This is a genomic window from Candidatus Pseudothioglobus sp. Uisw_041 (assembly GCF_048087625.1).
Taxonomy (GTDB): Bacteria; Pseudomonadota; Gammaproteobacteria; order PS1; family Pseudothioglobaceae; genus Pseudothioglobus.
Window position 1 is genome coordinate 668,818 of sequence record NZ_CP159805.1, and the last position, 18,884, is coordinate 687,701.

At 39.9% G+C, this 18,884-nt stretch carries 17 protein-coding genes; 15 read left to right on the top strand and 2 right to left on the bottom strand.

The window, feature by feature from the left end; all coding sequences use genetic code 11:
- The first annotated feature begins 64 nt into the window (after positions 1–64).
- The 6 genes from ABXT44_RS03420 to ABXT44_RS03445 all read left to right on the top strand — a co-directional run bounded on the left by ABXT44_RS03420 (position 65) and on the right by ABXT44_RS03445 (position 3,607).
- Complete coding sequence (locus ABXT44_RS03420) at positions 65–466, top strand: c-type cytochrome (protein ID WP_416688113.1); 402 nt, start codon at positions 65–67, stop codon at positions 464–466.
- Positions 467–611: 145 nt separating this feature from the next.
- Positions 612–1,043 (top strand): glyoxalase, encoded by a 432-nt coding sequence (locus ABXT44_RS03425; RefSeq protein WP_416688115.1) that lies wholly within the window; start codon positions 612–614, stop codon positions 1,041–1,043.
- A gap of 11 nt (positions 1,044–1,054) precedes the next feature.
- A complete protein-coding gene (locus ABXT44_RS03430) occupies positions 1,055–1,186 on the top strand; it encodes a hypothetical protein (RefSeq protein ID WP_416688117.1) in 132 nt (43 codons plus the stop codon).
- 4 nt (positions 1,187–1,190) lie between these two features.
- Complete coding sequence (def, locus tag ABXT44_RS03435) at positions 1,191–1,763, top strand: peptide deformylase (protein ID WP_416688118.1); 573 nt, start codon at positions 1,191–1,193, stop codon at positions 1,761–1,763.
- Positions 1,764–2,009: 246 nt separating this feature from the next.
- Positions 2,010–3,419, top strand: a complete 1,410-nt coding sequence (locus tag ABXT44_RS03440) for an ammonium transporter (protein WP_416688120.1) — start codon at positions 2,010–2,012, stop codon at positions 3,417–3,419.
- Between the two features lie 11 nt (positions 3,420–3,430).
- Positions 3,431–3,607, top strand: a complete 177-nt coding sequence (locus ABXT44_RS03445) for a hypothetical protein (RefSeq protein WP_416679257.1) — start codon at positions 3,431–3,433, stop codon at positions 3,605–3,607.
- A gap of 76 nt (positions 3,608–3,683) precedes the next feature.
- Here the strand turns inward: ABXT44_RS03445 and sucB are convergent, their stop codons facing one another.
- Both sucB and ABXT44_RS03455 read right to left on the bottom strand, forming a co-directional pair.
- The gene (gene sucB, locus ABXT44_RS03450; protein WP_416688122.1) at positions 3,684–4,799 is read right to left on the bottom strand and encodes a dihydrolipoyllysine-residue succinyltransferase; all 1,116 of its coding nucleotides are present in this window, start codon (positions 4,797–4,799) and stop codon (positions 3,684–3,686) included.
- Positions 4,796–7,498, bottom strand: a complete 2,703-nt coding sequence (locus tag ABXT44_RS03455; RefSeq protein ID WP_416688124.1) for a 2-oxoglutarate dehydrogenase E1 component — start codon at positions 7,496–7,498, stop codon at positions 4,796–4,798. Before ABXT44_RS03455 ends, sucB begins: the two co-directional genes overlap by 4 nt.
- A gap of 413 nt (positions 7,499–7,911) precedes the next feature.
- Here ABXT44_RS03455 and bmt point away from each other — a divergent pair, with 413 nt between their 5' ends.
- The 9 genes from bmt (at position 7,912) to ABXT44_RS03500 (ending at position 18,759) form a co-directional block, all read left to right on the top strand.
- The gene (gene bmt, locus ABXT44_RS03460; protein WP_416688126.1) at positions 7,912–8,928 is read left to right on the top strand and encodes a betaine--homocysteine S-methyltransferase; all 1,017 of its coding nucleotides are present in this window, start codon (positions 7,912–7,914) and stop codon (positions 8,926–8,928) included.
- 93 nt (positions 8,929–9,021) lie between these two features.
- Positions 9,022–9,672, top strand: coding sequence for a helix-turn-helix domain-containing protein (locus ABXT44_RS03465; RefSeq protein ID WP_416688128.1), 651 nt, complete (start codon positions 9,022–9,024; stop codon positions 9,670–9,672).
- A 383-nt stretch (positions 9,673–10,055) separates the two neighbouring features.
- A complete protein-coding gene (locus ABXT44_RS03470) occupies positions 10,056–11,531 on the top strand; it encodes a glutamine synthetase family protein (RefSeq protein WP_416688130.1) in 1,476 nt (491 codons plus the stop codon).
- Positions 11,532–11,607: 76 nt separating this feature from the next.
- Entirely contained in the window at positions 11,608–12,546 is a 939-nt protein-coding gene (locus ABXT44_RS03475) for a glutamine amidotransferase (RefSeq protein WP_416688132.1), read from the top strand.
- Positions 12,534–13,376: a GXGXG motif-containing protein gene (locus ABXT44_RS03480; protein WP_416653214.1), complete on the top strand. Its 843-nt coding sequence runs from the start codon at positions 12,534–12,536 to the stop codon at positions 13,374–13,376. The genes ABXT44_RS03475 and ABXT44_RS03480 overlap by 13 nt, the downstream gene beginning before the upstream one ends.
- Before the next feature lie 35 nt (positions 13,377–13,411).
- Complete coding sequence (locus ABXT44_RS03485; RefSeq protein ID WP_416653217.1) at positions 13,412–14,746, top strand: FMN-binding glutamate synthase family protein; 1,335 nt, start codon at positions 13,412–13,414, stop codon at positions 14,744–14,746.
- A gap of 14 nt (positions 14,747–14,760) precedes the next feature.
- Entirely contained in the window at positions 14,761–15,147 is a 387-nt protein-coding gene (locus ABXT44_RS03490; protein WP_416653220.1) for a hypothetical protein, read from the top strand.
- 204 nt (positions 15,148–15,351) lie between these two features.
- Entirely contained in the window at positions 15,352–17,652 is a 2,301-nt protein-coding gene (locus ABXT44_RS03495; RefSeq protein WP_416688134.1) for a DUF1989 domain-containing protein, read from the top strand.
- Positions 17,653–17,817: 165 nt separating this feature from the next.
- Complete coding sequence (locus tag ABXT44_RS03500; RefSeq protein WP_416653225.1) at positions 17,818–18,759, top strand: ABC transporter substrate-binding protein; 942 nt, start codon at positions 17,818–17,820, stop codon at positions 18,757–18,759.
- The last annotated feature ends 125 nt before the right edge of the window (positions 18,760–18,884 follow it).

The following is an 18,884-nucleotide window of genomic DNA, read 5'->3' on the forward strand; positions in this document are numbered from 1 at the left end:
AGAAGCTTAATAACTACATTTAAAATTCACTTAACTTATATTTCTTTAGAGTAGACTCACCCCTATGAAAATATTTATCATTTCCATAATTGCGATTTTAGCCGGGTGTAGTTCTGGAGAAAAGGAAAAGAGCCTAGAGCTAAATGTAGCACTTGGAGAAGACGTTTTTAATCAAAACTGTGTCAGTTGTCACGGCTCAAAAGGAGTCGGCCTTGCCAAGGATTGGAAAGTTAAAGATGAGAACGGTAACTTTCCAGCGCCGCCACTGAACGGCACAGCACATACTTGGCATCATTCACCTTCTGACCTGCTTTATACAATTAATAAGGGCGGGGGAGAGATGGGCGGAATGATGCCTGGATTCGAACAAAGACTTTCTGAAGAAAAAAAATTAGCTCTAATAGATTATATTTATAGTTTGTGGCCAAGTGAAATTCAATCAAAATATGACAAGCGGTTTAAGTAGTTAAAAATTCTATTTAAGTAGTATTTTAGTAGTTAAAAATTCTATATAAATCCAATTTTTTCGAACTATTCGCATCAATATCCTCAAATTCAGCGCATTATTTTCTATAAAATAATATATTTTTCCAGTTTCGGAGTTTTTAATTATGAGTAATAGATTTCATCTGGCTGTTGAGGCCGGAGATTTGTCGGTAACTGTTGAATGGTATCAAGAGGTTCTTGGATGTAAGTTAGATATGTCGGAGTTAGGCTCAGAAGAAGGGCTATGGCAAGATGTTGACTTTTGGGGAAACGAATTAACGCTTCACAGCTCAACTCCTAGGAAAGCAAAAAACTTAGATATGAATAGACATGATGTTGCAATGGGTAATGTTGTTGTTCCTCATTTCGGCGTCCACCTAGAAATGGATCAGTACACTCAGGTTCGTCAAAATGTTCTTAATAATAATGGCTTCTTAGATAAGCCATATATCCGTTTTGAAGGAACAGACTACCAACAAGAAACATTCTTTGTCGAAGATCCAAATCATAATGTCTTAGAGATTAAACATATGGTTAATCCAAGAAGCCCTCAATAAGGAGTATAAAATTGAACGATGAACAGGTAGAAAAAATACTAAAAGAGCTCAGAGATATTCGTGGCGTTATGAATAAGGCTTATCAATTATTTTGGGGCGCAAGCATTTTGCTTTTATTAATTCTTGTTGTGAATTTTATTTAAATAAATGATTAGGCAAATAGTACAAATTGGAAATCCAGCTCTGCGCTTAATTGCAAATGCAGTTGAAGAAAGCCAGATTGCTTCAAAGGAAATTCAAAGTCTTATTGATGATCTTATTGAAACAATGAGAGATGCAAATGGCGCCGGCTTAGCGTCAACTCAAATTGCAGTTCCTTACCGGGTATGCGTTATAGAGGTCAATAAAAACCCTCGCTATCCCTACAAGCCAGATATTCCTTTGACGGTTTTAATTAACCCTAAAGTAACCTTTTTAACAGAAGAAAGAATCAATGTTTATGAGGGCTGCCTGTCGGTTCCAAACTTAAGAGGAAGGGTTGATCGGTGCCCTGAAGTTCTAATTGAAGGCCTTAATCGAGAGGGCCAAAGCCTCAGCTTTATTGCAAAGGGCATAAGTGCTGGAACCTTTCAGCACGAGCTTGATCATCTTGATGGTCTTGTCTTTACTGATCGAATGAACGATGCCAGCTCACTGACAACTATTGATGAGTTTTTAGAAAATCAAGAAGAAGAATTTAAGCAACAAGTCATCAGTATCGTTAAAAATTATGGCAGTTAATTGAAGTCATAGATCACTATGAGCTTTAACTAAGCCAATTCTACTAGATTTATTAAATTAATTATCTTCCGTAAGTATTTGTTATTTATTAACTTACTTTGAAAACCTTCTGTAATTGACTTAATTTAGAGATAAATTTGATAGATTTGTCGTTTTGAATTGTTTATACTCGAGAGTGTAAGAGCAAAAAGTTCTTATAAGTAAAAAGGAGAGAGTTTACTTACAACAAAAAAAGGAGAAATTGTTTTGGAAGATCAAATCTTAGCTTTAACGGCAGAGTTAGCTGCTGTCAAAAGTGCGGCTCAGGTCACAAACACCATGTTTGCTGAAGCGTACTATTACTTAACAATTCCTTTGATGGTTCTTATTCATGCTGGCTTCCTTCTCTATGAGATGGGCCAAACTCGTGTGGCAAATGTACTATCATCAGGAATCAAAAACTTACTTGCGTTCGCGTTTACAATCGTAACATTTTATCTGTTCGGTTGGTGGTTCTATTGGGCCTTACCAACGTTTCCAGTTACGTCCCTAGTATCAGGTGCCGGTTTCATGGGAACTTCAGGTTTAGAGTATGCAAGTGCTATAGCATTACCATGGGGCGAATCAGCTCAGTATATGGGTCCAAATATGGGTGATCATGCTTCAGGTGTATTCTGGGGTGCTTTTGCTTTATTTGCTGCAACGACTGCGTCTATTGCTTCTGGCGCGCTAATCGAGAGAATACAAACTGTAGGTTGGGTAATCTGTGCGATTGTCCTTGGTTCTTTTGCCTGGGTTGTAGCTGCTGCTTGGGGCTGGCATGCCGATGGTTGGTTAGTAACAGAGTTCGGTTTTCATGACTTTGGTGCTGCTGGACTGGTTCACGCCGTGGCCGGATTCTTCGCGCTTGGTATCCTATTAAATTTAGGTCCTCGTGTTGGAAAATTTAATGCAGACGGTTCTGCAAATAAAATTGCGGGTCATAACATCCCACTAACAATCACCGGCTTAATGCTAATTATTGTTGGTTTCTTCGGCTTCCTAATGGCATGTATCATTCTGCCTGGTGAGGGTTGGAGTTGGTATGGTGATGGTTCTGCAACTATTTATGGAACGCCAATTACGCTTTCGGCTCTAGCATTTAACGTAACTTTAGCTGCATCAGGCGGAATTATCGGTGCATGGGTATTTACTAGAGACCCTTTCTGGATGATGTCTGGCTGTCTAGCAGGTATTATTTCAGTCGCCTCTGGCCTTGATGTTTACTTCGGTTCACACGTAATTATTATTTCAATTGTTGCGGGCATGATTTTAAAACCATGTGCAGACTGGCTAGAAGGCTTAGGTATTGATGATGCTGTTGGCGCTGTTACGGTTCATGGAACAATTGGCCTGTTTGGCGTTGTTGTTCTTGGCGTGTTCGGTTCTGGTATACCAGGACTTGGTGCATTTGCCCCAGAAGATACAGTTGCAATTAGTCTATATGGTCAGATTGTTGGCGCTGTAGTTATGTTCTTGCTTGGATTCGTTCCTGGATATGTTGTGTCCTGGTTGGTTAACAAAGCTGGAATGTTACGTATTCCAGATGCTGTCCAAATCAAAGGTCTTGACTCAGTCAAGGTTCCTGCTCAGGCTTATCCTGAGTCAATGGTTAGTGGCGATTCTGATTCTAAATAAGGAGGAATAATATGGGATATTTTATTGAATCTTTTACTGAACTACATGCTGATGGTGCTTGGATGGATATGGGTATGTATATTGGTGCGGGCAGTTCAATGCCTGGATGGTATACGGTCATTGCATCGGTTATGTTAGTAGCGATTTTAGTCAAAGGAAACAATGACGAACAAGATCACTACAAATAGTAATCTGTAAAAGTAATATACTAAAAAAGGCGGTATGAAAATACCGCCCTTTTTTTTATCTGAAATAGCTAGCTCTTTATACTTTTAGTAATAGCCTGGCTGGATCCTCTAAGGCGTCTTTGATTGAGATCAAAAACTGAACCGCCTCTTTGCCATCAATAATTCTATGGTCATAGGAGAGCGCAAGATACATCATCGGCCTGATGACTATTTCGCCGTTAACAACGACTGCGCGCTCTTGCGTTTTATGCATTCCAAGGATTGCGCTCTGAGGTGAATTCAAGATTGGTGTTGACATTAACGAGCCAAAGACGCCGCCATTGGATATAGTGAAAGTTCCGCCGCTCATCTCTTCAATTCCCAGGGTTCCGTCCTGAGCTCTAACTGCGTAATCAACGATGCCTTTCTCGATGTCGTGCATTCCCATCTTATGAGCATCACGAAGCACAGGAACAACCAGCCCTCGATCTGAAGAGACAGCTACTGAAACGTCGCAGTATGCGTGATAGACAATGTCATCGCCATCAAGGTATGCGTTTACTGTTGGGAATTTTTTAAGTGACTCAACTGCCGCTTTAACAAAGAACGACATAAAACCCAATTTAACGGAGTACTTCTTTTCAAAAGCCTCTTTGTAGCTTTTTCTCATAGCCAGTATCTCAGTCATATCAACTTCATTAAACGTTGTCAGCATGGCTGTATTTTGAGTCGCAGAGTGAAGTCTTTTGGCTATTGTTTTGCGAATGCGGTTCATTGGAACTCTTTCTTCCATTCGATTACTCGTTGGCTTAGATACGCTTGGCTCAGGAGAGCTAATAGGCTCCTCTTGAACATTCTCCTGAAGGTTTATTTCAGGAGGCTCTTCATTCGCTTCAACTGGAGGCTCTATTGCTTCCTCTATTGGAGCTTCTTTAATTATCTCTTTAGGCGCTTCAGTTTTTTCAGCCGTCATTTCAGCGTCATCATCTAAAAGAGCAAGAACCTGCTGAGCGTTAACCGTTTCACCTTCCTCCGCTAAGATTTCAGTGAGAATGCCTGCCTCTTCAGCAGGAACCTCTAAAACAACTTTGTCTGTTTCAATTTCAACGATTACGTCATCAACCTCAACATAGTCTCCAGGCTTTTTATGCCATAAAGCGACTGTCGCTTCGTTTATAGATTCAGGGAGGACCGGTACTTTTACTTCTTTCATTTTTTAATGCTCCTAGCAGTACCCATAGTTTGAATACCTAACGCTTTCTCAATGATATAGCTTTGGTTAATGTTGTGCTGCCTTATGCTACCCTCTGCAGGAGCCGAGTAAAGGTCTCTCGCAACGACATGAAGTGTTTGTCCTTTAACAATGCTTTGCATAAAGTTGTGCCTGGAAGAGTACCACGCGCCCTGATTAATTGGCTCTTCTTGGCACCAAACTATATCCTTTGCATTTGTAAACTTTTCAAGCTCTTTGATAAGCTGCTCTTCTGGGAATGGGTAGAGCTGCTCAAGTCTCAATATTGCAACGTTATTAAGCTGCTCATCTTGGCGGCGCGTTAATAATTCATAAAATAGTTTGCCGCTACACATAATAACGCGGTCAACTTTCTTAGGCTTGATATTGTCGTATTGCTCTTCGTAAACATCTCTAAATTTGCCTTCAGTAAACTTATGCAGTGGTGAAGCCGCCAGAGGATTCCTTAAAAGACTTTTTGGCGACATAATAATTAGAGGTGCTCTAAATTTTCTTAGTATTTGACGTCTCATCAAATGAAATATTTGCGACGCGGTTGACGGCACGCAGACCTGCATATTGTGACTCGCACAAAGCTGAAGGAAGCGCTCAAGCCTTGCAGATGAGTGCTCAGGCCCTTGACCTTCAAGTCCATGAGGGAGAAGCATAACTAGGTTAGATAGGCGCCCCCATTTGGCCTCGGCTGAGGCAATAAATTGATCAATAATCGCTTGAGCGCCATTAACGAAGTCGCCAAACTGAGCTTCCCAAATAACCAGTGACTCAGGGTTCGCAGTGGCGTAACCATACTCAAACCCAAGGGCCGCCTCTTCAGATAGAATTGAGTCAAATATTTGAACTCTTCCTTGCTTGTCACTAATGTTTTGTAGCGGCGTGTAGTCTTCATTTGCTAGTTGATTGTGAAGCACTGCGTTACGATGAAAAAATGTTCCTCTTCCAGTGTCCTGACCTGTAAGGCGAATTGGCGTTCCAAAATCAGTAAGACTTGCGTAGGCTAGAGTTTCAGCAAAACCCCAATCCGCATTAATTTTCCCATCAGCCATCTTTTGTCTTTCGGACATCATCTTCTTAACGCGAGGGTGAATCTCAAAGTGACTCGGGACTTTTTGAAGTTTTTTGTTTAAGTCTTTAATTTGCTTTTTACTGATAGCGGACTCGTAAGGGTCGAGCCAAGTAGCATCAAAGTAATCTTCCCATAGCATTTCCCAGGCTCTCTTGTTTTTATCTTTGGGCTGAATAATATTGTAAGCAACCCTCTCGCCCTCTTTTAGTTCTTGACGGTAATCGCTGATCATTGCATCAACTTCTTTTTGCTCAACGACGCCTTGCTTCATTAGAGTGGTCGCATAGTTTGCGCGCGTAGTCGGTTTCTTTCGAATTGCCTCATACATCAAGGGCTGAGTCACTGCTGGCTCATCGGCCTCGTTGTGGCCATGTCTTCGATAGCACATCAAGTCGATAACCACATCTTTTTTATACCTCATTCGGTAATCGAGCGCCAACTTGGTTATAAAGCTAACCATTTCTGGATCTTCAGCGTTCACATGAAATACTGGCGCATTAATCATCTTGACAACGTCAGTACAATAATCTGTTGACCTTGCGTCATCCTGCTTGGAGGTGGTAAAGCCAATCTGATTGTTGATAATAATATGAACCGTGCCCATCGTTCTGTAGCCTCTTGACTGAGACATATTTAAAGTCTCCATCACGATTCCTTGGCCAGAAAAAGCGGCATCTCCGTGGATAAGCACGGGGAGAATTTGTTGACGCTCAGCATCCTCAATCTTATCCTGGTGATAGCGCGCATAGCCCTCAATCACTGGGTTCACTAATTCAAGGTGAGAAGGGTTAAACATGAGCGCAAGATGCACATCTTCTTTGCTCGTTTTAATGTCTGATGAAAAACCTTGGTGATATTTAACGTCACCTGTTTGATTCTTTCCAAGTCCAAGCTCTCCCGCGAACTCTTTAAATAAGCTTTCAGCCCTCTTACCCATAATATTAATTAGTACATTAAGGCGTCCTCTATGGGCCATGCCTAGGCATATCCTTTTCATTGAGTGCTCTCCTGAGTGCTCAATTAAAACGTTTAATAGTGGCACTAAGGTGTCACTCCCCTCTAAAGAGAAGCGTTTTTGACCGACATACTTATTATGTAGAAATTTTTCGAACACTTCGGCCGCAGTTAGCCTTTGAAGTAACCATTTTTTATAGTCCGCTGAATTTTCTTTTTCAAGAGACATGGTTTCAATTTTAGTTTGAACCCACTTTCTCTCTTCAAGGTTGGGAATGTTCATATACTCAACACCGAGACTGCTGCAATAAGTTTTATTAAGAGAAGTAAAAAGATCTCTCAAGGTGCTGCAGTTTGGGCCTTGGTATGAGCCCATATCAAAAGTCTTATCAAGGTCAGAATCACTTAAGCCGAACTCTTCAAGAGTGAATGGAGGCGTTGAGTGATGCCTAGGTCGTTGCAAAGGGTCTAGCCCTGCTCTAAGGTGACCTGAAAATCGAAAGGCATAAATTAAACGAAGAACTCCAAGCTGAGCAGCACTTTGACTGACAACTTTAGTATTGGAGGTTGATTCAAAATTGTTTTCACCATAATCAATAAAGCGGTTAATCACATCATCATGTGAGGTAGAATTATTATTCATTATTTGGAAGAATTAAGTGATGGAAGAGGGGGAGATTTAAATTTATTTTTGACTGAACAAGGTCAGTTATATTACTAATTAATAGTATGCAATTTGGCACTTGCTTTGACATCAAAATATTCACAATTTGTGACTTAAATATTTAACTTGAAATTATATAGAGAATAGGGTTTGTGAGTAGTTAATTATTAAAATAAATAATTACTATTCTTGCAATAAATTTTAGAATTCAAAATGAATTCTAGTTTATATTAAAAATATTTTTCTACTGGATGAGCTATTAATAGAATATTGTTATAAGAATGATGATAAATCTAGATTGAATTTGTTAAAATTGAAATTATTTAAGGCATTGGTTAATCCGAATTAAAATTCTTGAAGAACTATCATTAATAATTCTTCTAACTAGCCTAATGAATAATTTTTTAAAAATTCTACAAGACAAAGATCATATCCTGGCAGATGGCGCAACGGGTACAAACTTATTTGAAATGGGGCTAGAGACTGGAGACCCACCTGAGCCTTGGAATTTAGATTATAGAGACAGAATCCGCTCCCTTCATCAAGGCTTTGTTGATGCCGGCTCTGACTTATTTTTAACCAATAGTTTTGGTGGCACTTCTTTTCGGCTCAAACTTCACAATCTTGAAAGCAGAGTATTTGAATTAAATAAAGCTGCTGGAACTGTTGCAAGAGAGGTTGCCGATCGTGCAGACCGGTTAGTCATTGTTGCAGGGTCAATGGGGCCAACAGGTGAAATGATTGAGCCTCACGGCTTAATGACCTCTGCTGAGGCGACTGAGGCTTTTAAAGCCCAAGCTGAAGGTCTCGCTGAAGGAGGCGTTGACGTTTTATGGCTAGAAACTATGTACTCAATGGAAGAGTTGGAGGCTGCTCTTGATGCCGTTAAAGATATTGGCTTACCAGTCTGCGCGACTATGAGTTTTGATACTGCAGGTAAGACAATGATGGGCATTACTCCTGCAAATCTTGCGCTTAGATCAAAAGAGTTTAACCTTGCAGGGTTTGGGGCAAATTGCGGCGTTGGGGCGCCAGACTTGTTAGCAACAATTAATGACATATCTCGAAATGTTGAGTCAGGTACGGTTGTAATTTCAAAAGCAAACTGCGGCATTCCTCAGTTTCATGATGGGAAAATTCTTTATTCTGGAACAGAGAAACTAATGGCTGATTACGTTCAAATTGCTATGAACTCTGGCGCAAAAATTATCGGTGGCTGCTGCGGAACAACGTATGCCCATGTAAGGGCAATGCGTAAAGCAATGGACCAGCATCAAGTAACCTTACCTCCAACTTTAGCTGAAATTGAAAAGCGAGTTGGAGTTATGTCGGATGGCTCCAGAGCTATCTTTAAAGGTGACGACTCAAAGCCTACTAAAGAGCGCAGGAGCAGACGCTCAAGGTCTTAAAAGCAACAATTCATTTAATTAATTAGTTGTTTTTGTGATAAGATAATTTTCTTTATAGTGTAATTTTATTTATTCTAAGTAAATTATTAATTCATGGCTTCAATTAAAAATACTGCGCAAAAAGCACAAAGCGTCTCCATAGTAAACAAAAATCTTCCTAGTTTTGGAACCGATAAGCAACTAGAGGCTTCGATTGGAAAGCAAGTCAGAATCTCTCGAAAAAATGCTGGCGTTACTTTGCAGCAACTCTCAAAGCAGTCACTCTTATCTGCAAGCATGCTCTCAAAAATTGAGAATGGTCAAATTAGCGCTTCCTTAAAAACAATTCAGCTGATCTGTCATGCACTTAATATTTCAATTACGTCACTATTTAAACAGCATGACAAGGACGTAGAGCCAACCTTTATTAAGTCAGGCAATGGTTTAACAATTGAGAGGGCAGGATCAGATGAGAGTAGGCACTACCAATTGCTCGGTCACAACGTCAGCGGCTCTCTTAAGGTAGAGCCTTGCCTTATTACGGTAACTTCAAGAGATTATGATTTTCCTGACTTTCAGCATAAAGGGGTTGAATTTATTTATATGCTCAAAGGTAAAATGGATTATTACTATGGAACTGAGATATACCACTTCCAGAAGGGTGACTCGATATACTTTGACTCTGACAAACCTCACGGCCCTAAAAAAATCATTAGTGATGAGTGCCAGTTTCTAACGGTTATTTGCTCAAATAATTCTGATTAGGTTGGCTTTAAGTTTTAATAATTTAAACTTTCTTTTTCTAAAATTATCCTTCCCTAAACCCTCTCTAAATTAAAACTTTTTTCTTGTTTTTCTGTAATTATTTAGAAGAAAATCAACGCTTTATTATATTTCTTTAAAATCAATAAAATTTCTTGACAATGGAATATCTTTAGGCGTATACTCAAACTTTAATTTGCTGTTTCTCCATCTATTTGGAGTCAAAAAGAGTCATTTATATAGTAATTTATTTGACCTCTATTACTAAAACGGCAGCAAATTCATTAGTGTTTCTGTTTTGGTTTATATCTTACGAATCAAAATAAAAGCATGCATAGGGGGTAAATCTTTAATAGAGATTTTTTTTATTTTTTCGGAGAGATTAAATGACAGATTTAGAACAGCACGTTAACGAGCCCGGTCGCGACAAACTTGTAAAAGAAGTCAAGGCTAAGATCGAAGCATTGGGCGTTACATATGTATATTATCAATTTGTTTCAGTTACAGGCCGCATTGTAGGTAAAGGTATTCCTGCCCGCCATTGGGAGAGATTAGCTGAAAAAGGATTTCAACTAGTTTATGGCTCGACAGCCAACTTATTCGTAGATCGTCATGGAGACTATATTGGTTACGGCCCTGAGTCTTCTGAGCTTGTAGGTCTTCCAGATCCTGACACATTTTGTCAGCTTCCATGGGACAAAAGAGTAGCGCGCGTTTTTTGTAGACTTTATAGAAACCGTGAAGAGCGTGAAAATCCAGGTGAAGCATTAACATCAGATTGTCGTGGTAACTTATATAGACAACACAAAGAATTCCAAGACCAGTATGGTTTAGACATGCGCTGCGGCACTGAGCCAGAAATGATGTGGCTTAAGCGCGGTGAAGATGGCCAGCCAAACGGCGGAGTAACAAAGCCGAACTGTTACCACATTGATCAGTTTGAAGAGTTACGCCCTGTGTTTATGAAAGTTATTGAATATTCAGAGCAAATGGGTCTTGATATTATTCAAGGGGACCACGAAGATGCGCCGGGTCAATTAGAGCTTAATACCCAGTTTGATGACGTATTAAGAAATGCCGACCGCTTGACGACTTATCGCCAAATTTGTGCGCAAGTTGCTCGTGAGTTTGGTTTGATTGCATGCTTTATGAGTAAGCCTTTTATGGGAGTATCTGCATCAGGCTGTCACCATAATATGTCTTTATGGGAAGGCGGCAAAGATGTATTCCATCCAGAAATTGCTGGCGAAGGAGAGCTTCCAGGAATGCCAGGGAACTTTATGTATAAAGAGGGCGGCAAGAATACATTTATGCCGGACCCTTCAATCGATGAAAAGATGCCTGGTCCAATCGGCCTTCAGTCAATCGGTGGTGTTATTAAACATTTACCAGCGCTAACTTCAATTGGATCTTCTACAGTGAATTCTTATCGCCGTCTTTGGGATACTGGCTTTTGGGCGCCAATTTTTGCAGATTGGGGTTATCAAAACCGTACATGCGCACTACGCGTTTCTGCGCCAGGGCGCTTTGAATACCGCTCAGTTGACTCAATGGTTAATCCTTACTTAATGGGATCAGCGCTATTAAAAGCGATGGGTGACGGTATTGATAATAACCTTGATGCAGGTGAGCCTGAAGAGCGCAATATTTATGCAGCTATGGAGGCAGGAAAGCAAGTTAAGAAGCTTCCTATGTCTTTAGGTGAAGCATTAAATGAGTTAGAAAATGATGAGGTAATTAAATCATCGATGCCAAAAGAAATGTATAAAGTTTTTCATCATTATAAGAAAGATGAATGGGAAAGATTTAATGCCACAGTTACAGATTGGGATTTAGAGACTTATATAGACTGCTTGCCATAGGGTTAAGTTTTCTTAAGGTTGTTTTAGAATGCCCACTTAACGGTGGGCAATTTTTCGGGAAAAGGGAGATTATTTTATGTGCGGAATAGCAGGAATTATTCATAAAAAAGCTGGAAAAGGCGTAAACATTGGTCAGCAGATGACATCAATGCTTCAGGCTTTAAAGCATAGAGGTCCAGACTCAACTGGATATGCAATGTACGGTAAAGACAATGGAAATCAAATATTAAGATTCAAAGTTGCTGAAGCTGCTGATCTGGAAGGTAGCTATGATATTCATGCTACTATCAAAGATCGCTTGGAGACAGTCAACTCAAGACTTACTGAATTAGGCGTTAAGGTTGTTAAGAAAGAGAGTCCAACTGAGTATGCCCATCGTTATGAGGTAGAGTTTTCAGGTGACATGAAAAAAGTTGCCGACTTTGTCGAAGATGTTGAAGGTGTTGAGATTTTATCTATTGGTAACTCACTTGAGTTAGTTAAAGACTTAGGAGATGCATCGGTTGTTTCTAACCAGTATGGCTTAAATGACTTTAATGGCACTCACGGAATTGGACACACCAGAATGGCGACAGAGTCTGACGTAGATATTCGCTCAGCCCACCCTTATTGGGCTTATCCTTTTAGTGACGTTGCAGTTGTTCATAATGGACAGCTCACAAACTACTGGACAAATAGACGCTCACTTGAGCGCTCTGGCCACCGTTTTTCATCGAACTGTGACTCAGAACTCATTGCTGTTTATCTTGCAGACAGAATGAGTCAAGGTGACGATTTAGAAACTGCTATGAAAGGCTCAATAGACTACCTTGATGGCGTTTTCACTTATTTGGTTGCAACAAAAGATCAACTTGGTATGGCCAAGGATGTTATGGCTGCTAAACCAATGGTTGTATACGAAGGCGAAGATATGATTGCGTTAGCTTCTGAAGAGGTTGCAATTAGAACTCTATTTGATCATCGTATTGATACATTTGACCCATATCACGGAGAGGTAAAAGTATGGCAGAACTAAGGAAGGAAACGTCCCAAGAAATGGGACTTCACGATGAGCAATTAAAAGGAAGAACTCAGAAAAAATTCTTCTCTGTTGATGAAAGTGAAAATTTAACATATTTTCACTCATTTGATGTTGATACTAGCAAGACTGCTACGATTGATGCACTTGAAATGACGCCAAGAGAGATTAATCGTGAAATCAGAGAATTAATGGAAAAAGGTATTGGTGACATTACTGTTGATAACCCTATGTCAAGGCATGGCGTTGGCGTTGGCATCTTAAACAGACTTAACTTAACTTTCTCAGATAGCTTAGGCTATTTTGGTTGCGGCTTGATTGATGGACCTAATGTTCATATTAAAGGTCGTGTTGGTTGGTCATGCGCAGAAAATATGATGGCTGGAACTGTTGTTATTGATAAAAATGCTGGCTCAACTTTTGGCGCTGCTATTCGTGGAGGCGACCTTGTCTGTAAAGGCAGTGTTGGCGCTCGTACTGGTATTGATCAGAAGGGCGGCACAATTATTGTTGGCGGTAAGACAGGCGCGTTTTCTGGATTCATGATGCAGCGTGGTCGTATGATTGTTTTGGGTGATGCTGGAATGAACTTAGGTGACTCAATGTATGACGGCACCATTTATGTTGGTGGTGAAGTTGAAGAACTTGGAGTTGACTGCGTGCAGGCTGATATGACAGAGCTTGACGTTCGCTACTTAACAGAGAAATTAGCCCTTTATGGAATGAAGAGTCCTAGAGGCGTTGAGAAAATGCAGAAGCACGTTTCTGGAAAAATGCTATGGAACTACGCTAACTTAGAGCCTAATGAGAAAAAACTAATTCTTTAATAGTGCTTTTAACAAATTAAACAAAAGGAAATATTATGAGTGATTCGGAAAAACATAGACTAGGTAAAAGTTTTATCTTCCCTAAAGCAGTGATGGATGATATTCACATTAAGTCTGATTTGGGAAGATATAGAATGAGAGGATTCTCTCTATTTAAAAAAATTCCAACATGGGACGACTTAACATTTATGCCAGGAACATTAACCCGTTTTGTTATTGAGGGTTATAGAGAAAAATGTTTAACTAAAACAATTATTGGGCCAGAGGCTCCAAGACCACTAGAGCTCGACATTCCAATTTATATTACAGGAATGAGTTTTGGTGCGTTGAGTTATGAGGCTAAAACTGCTCTAGCTCGCGGCGCTACGATGGCAGGAACAGCAACTTGTTCTGGTGAAGGTGGAATGATTCCAGATGAGAGGCGCTACTCAAGTAAATGGTTTTATCAGTGCATCCAGTCTCGTTATGGCTTTAATCCACAACATTTACGTCTAGCTGATAGTGTTGAGTTTTTTATTGGCCAAGGTTGTAAGGTTGGATTAGGTGGACACCTAATGGGTCAAAAAGTTACAGACCAAGTTGCTGAAATGCGTTCTTTACCTGCTGGTATTGATCAGCGCTCTCCTGCGAGACATCCAGACTGGCTTGGGCCAGATGATTTGGCGCTTAAAATTGAAGAAATTCGTGAAGCGACAGATGGTCAGATTCCAATTCAGCTAAAACTTGGTGCAGCGCGTGTATACGATGATGTAAGAATGGCTGCTAAAACTGGTTGTGATAGTATTTATATTGATGGTATGGAAGGCGGTACTGCTGCTGGACCACATATTGCAACAGAAGAAACTGGAATTCCAGGAATTGCTGCAATTCGCCAAGCTCGAAGAGCAATTGATGATGTTGGAATGAGCGGCAGAATTTCTTTAGTTTATGCTGGCGGTATTCGAAATGGTGGTGACGTTGCTAAAGCGGTTGCACTTGGTGCTGACGCGGTTGCGATTGGCCACTCATCGCTTATGGCACTTAACTGTAATAGAGATATTCCTGAGGCTGATTTTGAAGCTGAAATGGGCGTTAAAGCCGGTGAATGTTATCACTGTCATACTGGGCGCTGTCCGGTTGGTGTGGCAACTCAAGATCCTGAGCTTAGAAAGCGTCTAGATCCGGATGAAGCATCAGAGCGTGTATACAACTTCTTACATACACTAGCAATCGAGACACAAATGATGGCTCGTGCATGTGGCAAGACAAATATACACTCATTAGAGCCAGAAGATTTAGCTGCGCTTACTATGGAGGCTTCAGCTTGTGCACAAGTTCCTATTGCAGGTTCACAGCACACGGTTGGCCGTCCTGATATGACACGTTTTTAAGATAAGGAGTTATTATGAGTAAAAATGAAGAAACATTTGAAGTTGGTGCTGATGGCTTAGATACCGATCGCGAGCAAATGATTGGACAGCATATCGGTTATAGATATGATGTAAACCTTGTTCCTGATCTTAAGTTTATAACCCCTTTTTTACAAAAATATATTGAAAAAATGGGCTGGAAAGATCTTAACTGGTTAGAAGATATTCATATGGGTTATGAGGGCGATCAAGCTGCTGTTTTTGATAGAAATATTAATGGTTGGGTCACTATTCCGGACAATATAAAACTTCCAAATAACCAGCAAGAGCGAGATATGATTGCTCGTGAATTATTGGTTAAGTTTCAAATGTCAGAAAATCATCCGATGGTTGACCTAAATAATGCTTACCGTAAATTCTAACTACTGTAAGTGATTTCAAAAGGGGTTAGTTTAGAGTAAAGCTCAAAATCTTAACTCCTTAGTTTGTCGGCATTCCACCCCCTGGAGTGCCGTATAAACTACCTTTCTATTTTTTAATTTATTTCATTGGTGCTTGAATATTTTCAAATTGACCTATAAATTATTCTATGTATACTCAAACTATCTGTTAAATTAGTCTACTAAATGAGAGTTTCTAATATTAAATATGATGGAGATTTTGAAACCTACCAAATACTTGGAGGTGAGGCAATATCAATTGACTTAAAGAGTGGTGATTCAGTAGAAATAGTTGATGTAGAGGGAGATCAGCAGTGTAGTGTTTTGGCTTTTGATTCTAAAAGTTCATCTGTATTGCCCTCGTTAAACTGGGTTACAAAACCCACAAATAAAACCCACGAAGTTAATTCTGATGATTGCTCAGATATGCTCAAAGCAATTCTAAAACAGAACAAGATAAAATCTAAATCTCTAACGGGCGCTGAACTTTTCTCATCCTCTAATCCTGCTGATTCTCGCCAATCTTTCAATATTAAAAATGATGCCTTATGCGTATTTGATGCTAAAGGTGGACCAATGACAGTAGATAAGCAGAATTCTCCCACTGAAATTTTGATTAATGTGTCTCGCTCAAATCCAACAATCCCATCTGAGCGTCTTCCAGAACCTTTAGCTAAGACCTCAAAGGAGATTAGGGTCAATCATAGTAGTGCAGTTGCCTACAAGGTAAAGGCTGGAGAGTATATTCAGGTTATTGATGTTGAAGGCCAGCAATGCTCTGATTTTCAAGCATTTTTACAGGAAGATTTAAATAACAGTTTAGAGTTGTGTCTTGACCCAACTGTGACACGGTCTCAGATGATGGCGAGTTATCCAGCTCCTGGAACCCACGATAAATTTTATAATCAAAACTCAGTGCCGCTAGTAGAAGTAATTCAAGACACTGTATGTAGGCATGACACTTTTGGCCTTGCATGCAACGCAAAATATTATGATGACAGGGGATTCCCTGGTCATATTAGTTGTACTGATAATTTTAATAAATCACTTTCACAGCATGGAGTTTCGCCTCGAAAAAATTGGGCGGCTGTTAATCTCTTTTTTAATACGGCAATTGAAGAGTGTCATTCACTAACCTCAGATGTTTCGTGGTCTAGGCCTGGCGATTATGTATTATTTAGAGCAGTTGATGACCTTGTGTGCGTGTCTTCAGCGTGCCCAGATGACACAACCTCCTCTAATGGATGGAATCCAACGGACATACATGTTAGGATTTATGACAAATCTAATACTTTCCCATCGGCGACGGCTTTTAGGCCTGACCCACAATCAATACCGACTATGACTAAAGAAACTGGTTTTCATAAAAATACCTCTAAATTAACTAAGAACTTTGATAACTATAATGGCTATTGGCTGCCACTTGAGTACGATAATTTAGGCGCCATTAAAGAATATTGGCAGTGCCGTGAAGGCGTCGCAATGATAGACCTTGCCCCTCTTAGGAAGTTTGAAGTTTATGGCCAAGATGCTGAAGCTTTAATGCAATATGCAATTACCAAAGATGTTCGAAAACTTGCAATTGGACAGGTCGTGTATTCTGCCATGTGCTATGACAATGGCTGTATGGTTGATGATGGAACGCTATTCCGTATGGATGAAAATAACTTTCGTTGGATTGGTGGCTCTGACGATGGTGGTAAGCTGCTTCGAAAAATTGCAGATGAAAAAGGATTTGATGTCCGCGTTAAATCATCTACAGATCAGCTTCATAATGTCGCCGTTCAAGGTCCAAAGAGCCGTGAAACTCTAGAAAAAATTATTTGGACGCCAAAACTACATACAAATCTTGTTGACCTTAAGTGGTTTCGATTTACGATTGGTAGAATTGGTGGTGAGTTTGGAATACCCGTCATGGTATCAAGAACTGGATACTCCGGTGAGCTAGGTTATGAAGTGTTTGCACACCCTAATGATTGTGAAGCCGTTTGGGATGCTATTGCAGACGCAGGTAAAGAATTTAGTATATGTCCTTTAGGATTGAATGCTCTTGATATGCTAAGAATAGAGGCAGGTTTAATTTTTGCAGGCTATGAATTCTGTGATCAAACAGACCCATTTGAAGCGGGTATTGCGTTTACGGTTCCATTGAAGACAAAAGAGGAAAATTTTTCTGGTAAGGAATCATTAATTCTTCGTAAGAATTCTCCCCAGAGAGTTCTGGTTGGGTTAGAATTAGGTTCAAATGAGCTTGCACTTCATGGTGATGGGGTGTATATTGGGAAACAACAAATTGGAATAATTACAAGTGCGACACGCTCTCCGATTTTAAAGAAGAACATTGCACTTTGTAGAATTTCAGTATCAGAGTCAGAAATTGGTAATGAAGTTGAGGTAGGAAAATTAGATGGACACCAAAAGCGTATATCAGCAAAAATTATACGTTTTCCGTTTTATGACCCTGAAAAGACTCGAGTAAGAATGTAGTTATTTTCAGGCAAAAGAATGCTTTAGATTAGTAATTAAGTCTAAAGCTGTAAGTATGGTTTTTATGGCAGTATTTGTTAAAAAAATCATTTTAAAGTTGAATTTTTTGAGATTTTTTTATAATTTTCTTAAATAGATTTGATTAAACAATAAAAGGAGAAATAAATGAATAAGTTTACAAGTAAGGTGGCTGCTGCTGCTTTAACGATGACTTTAGCTTCTGTCTCAGGTCAGGCTCTTGCAGCTGACTCTTCGAAGCCAATTGTCATTCCAACACATAACTGGTCAAGTCAAGTTGTAATGGCTTATGTTATTGGTGGTATTTTTGAAAGCATGGGCAACAATGTTGAATATGTTCCAGCTGATTCTCAAGCTGTTTATGAAGCTATTCGTAATGGAGACGTAACTATTTCACACGAGGTATGGCAGTCTGCATTTGGCGCATCTTTTTATAACGCAATGGAGAAAGGTGGAATTGTCGATGCAGGTAATCATGAAGCAATGACTCTTGAAGAAATGGGTGTTCCACAATGGGTTGTGGACGAAAACCTATGTCCAGGACTTCCAAACTGGGAAGCACTTAAAGACTGTAAAGATGTCTTTGTTACTGCAGACTCAGGTGGTAAAGGTCGTTGGTTAGAAGGACCACAAAGTTGGCATGGTAACCTTATGCCAGAGCGTATAGCTGCGTTAGGTCTTGGTGATGACTATATGGTTAAGTTTGCTGGTGGTGCAGATGCACTATGGGCTGATTTAGCTGCTGCTAAAAAAGAAGGCCGTGGAACAATCGTCTTTAACTGGACTCCAAACTTTACAGATGCTGATGGATTTGCATTCATTGAATTCCCTGAGTACTATGATGGTTGTAGAACAGTTGATGGTGGTGATGGTGCTTGTGGATCTCCTAAAGGTTGGTTGAAAAAAGCTGCTAACTATAAGTTCCCTAAGACACATCCAGCTGCTTATACAGCTTTCACAAAGATGTCTTTCTCAACAACTCATATTGGTCAAATGGCCGCACTTGTTGACGTTGATGGCATGAGCCATCAAGATGCTGCATCTGCATGGCTTGCTGCTAATCAGGATGTTGTTTCAGCATTTAAATAAGGCTTCTATAGCTTAGACTTCTTAATTTTTTAAGGAGTTTGTTAATGTTTTAAATATCTCCCCTGGGCTTTCTCAGCTAGGGGAGTTTTATTATGCCCTTGAAAAACTTTAGATAGAATTACTCA

What these genes read in the sequence shown, in the direction of transcription:
- ABXT44_RS03420 (WP_416688113.1), top strand. Translation starts at nt 65, where the DNA reads ATGAAAATATTTATCATTTCCATAATTGCGATTTTAGCCGGGTGTAGT.
- ABXT44_RS03425 (WP_416688115.1), top strand. Translation starts at nt 612, where the DNA reads ATGAGTAATAGATTTCATCTGGCTGTTGAGGCCGGAGATTTGTCGGTA.
- def (WP_416688118.1), top strand. Translation starts at nt 1,191, where the DNA reads ATGATTAGGCAAATAGTACAAATTGGAAATCCAGCTCTGCGCTTAATT.
- ABXT44_RS03445 (WP_416679257.1), top strand. Translation starts at nt 3,431, where the DNA reads ATGGGATATTTTATTGAATCTTTTACTGAACTACATGCTGATGGTGCT.
- sucB (WP_416688122.1), bottom strand. Translation starts at nt 4,799, where the DNA reads ATGAAAGAAGTAAAAGTACCGGTCCTCCCTGAATCTATAAACGAAGCG.
- ABXT44_RS03455 (WP_416688124.1), bottom strand. Translation starts at nt 7,498, where the DNA reads ATGAATAATAATTCTACCTCACATGATGATGTGATTAACCGCTTTATT.
- bmt (WP_416688126.1), top strand. Translation starts at nt 7,912, where the DNA reads ATGAATAATTTTTTAAAAATTCTACAAGACAAAGATCATATCCTGGCA.
- ABXT44_RS03465 (WP_416688128.1), top strand. Translation starts at nt 9,022, where the DNA reads ATGGCTTCAATTAAAAATACTGCGCAAAAAGCACAAAGCGTCTCCATA.
- ABXT44_RS03470 (WP_416688130.1), top strand. Translation starts at nt 10,056, where the DNA reads ATGACAGATTTAGAACAGCACGTTAACGAGCCCGGTCGCGACAAACTT.
- ABXT44_RS03475 (WP_416688132.1), top strand. Translation starts at nt 11,608, where the DNA reads ATGTGCGGAATAGCAGGAATTATTCATAAAAAAGCTGGAAAAGGCGTA.
- ABXT44_RS03480 (WP_416653214.1), top strand. Translation starts at nt 12,534, where the DNA reads ATGGCAGAACTAAGGAAGGAAACGTCCCAAGAAATGGGACTTCACGAT.
- ABXT44_RS03485 (WP_416653217.1), top strand. Translation starts at nt 13,412, where the DNA reads ATGAGTGATTCGGAAAAACATAGACTAGGTAAAAGTTTTATCTTCCCT.
- ABXT44_RS03490 (WP_416653220.1), top strand. Translation starts at nt 14,761, where the DNA reads ATGAGTAAAAATGAAGAAACATTTGAAGTTGGTGCTGATGGCTTAGAT.
- ABXT44_RS03495 (WP_416688134.1), top strand. Translation starts at nt 15,352, where the DNA reads ATGAGAGTTTCTAATATTAAATATGATGGAGATTTTGAAACCTACCAA.
- ABXT44_RS03500 (WP_416653225.1), top strand. Translation starts at nt 17,818, where the DNA reads ATGAATAAGTTTACAAGTAAGGTGGCTGCTGCTGCTTTAACGATGACT.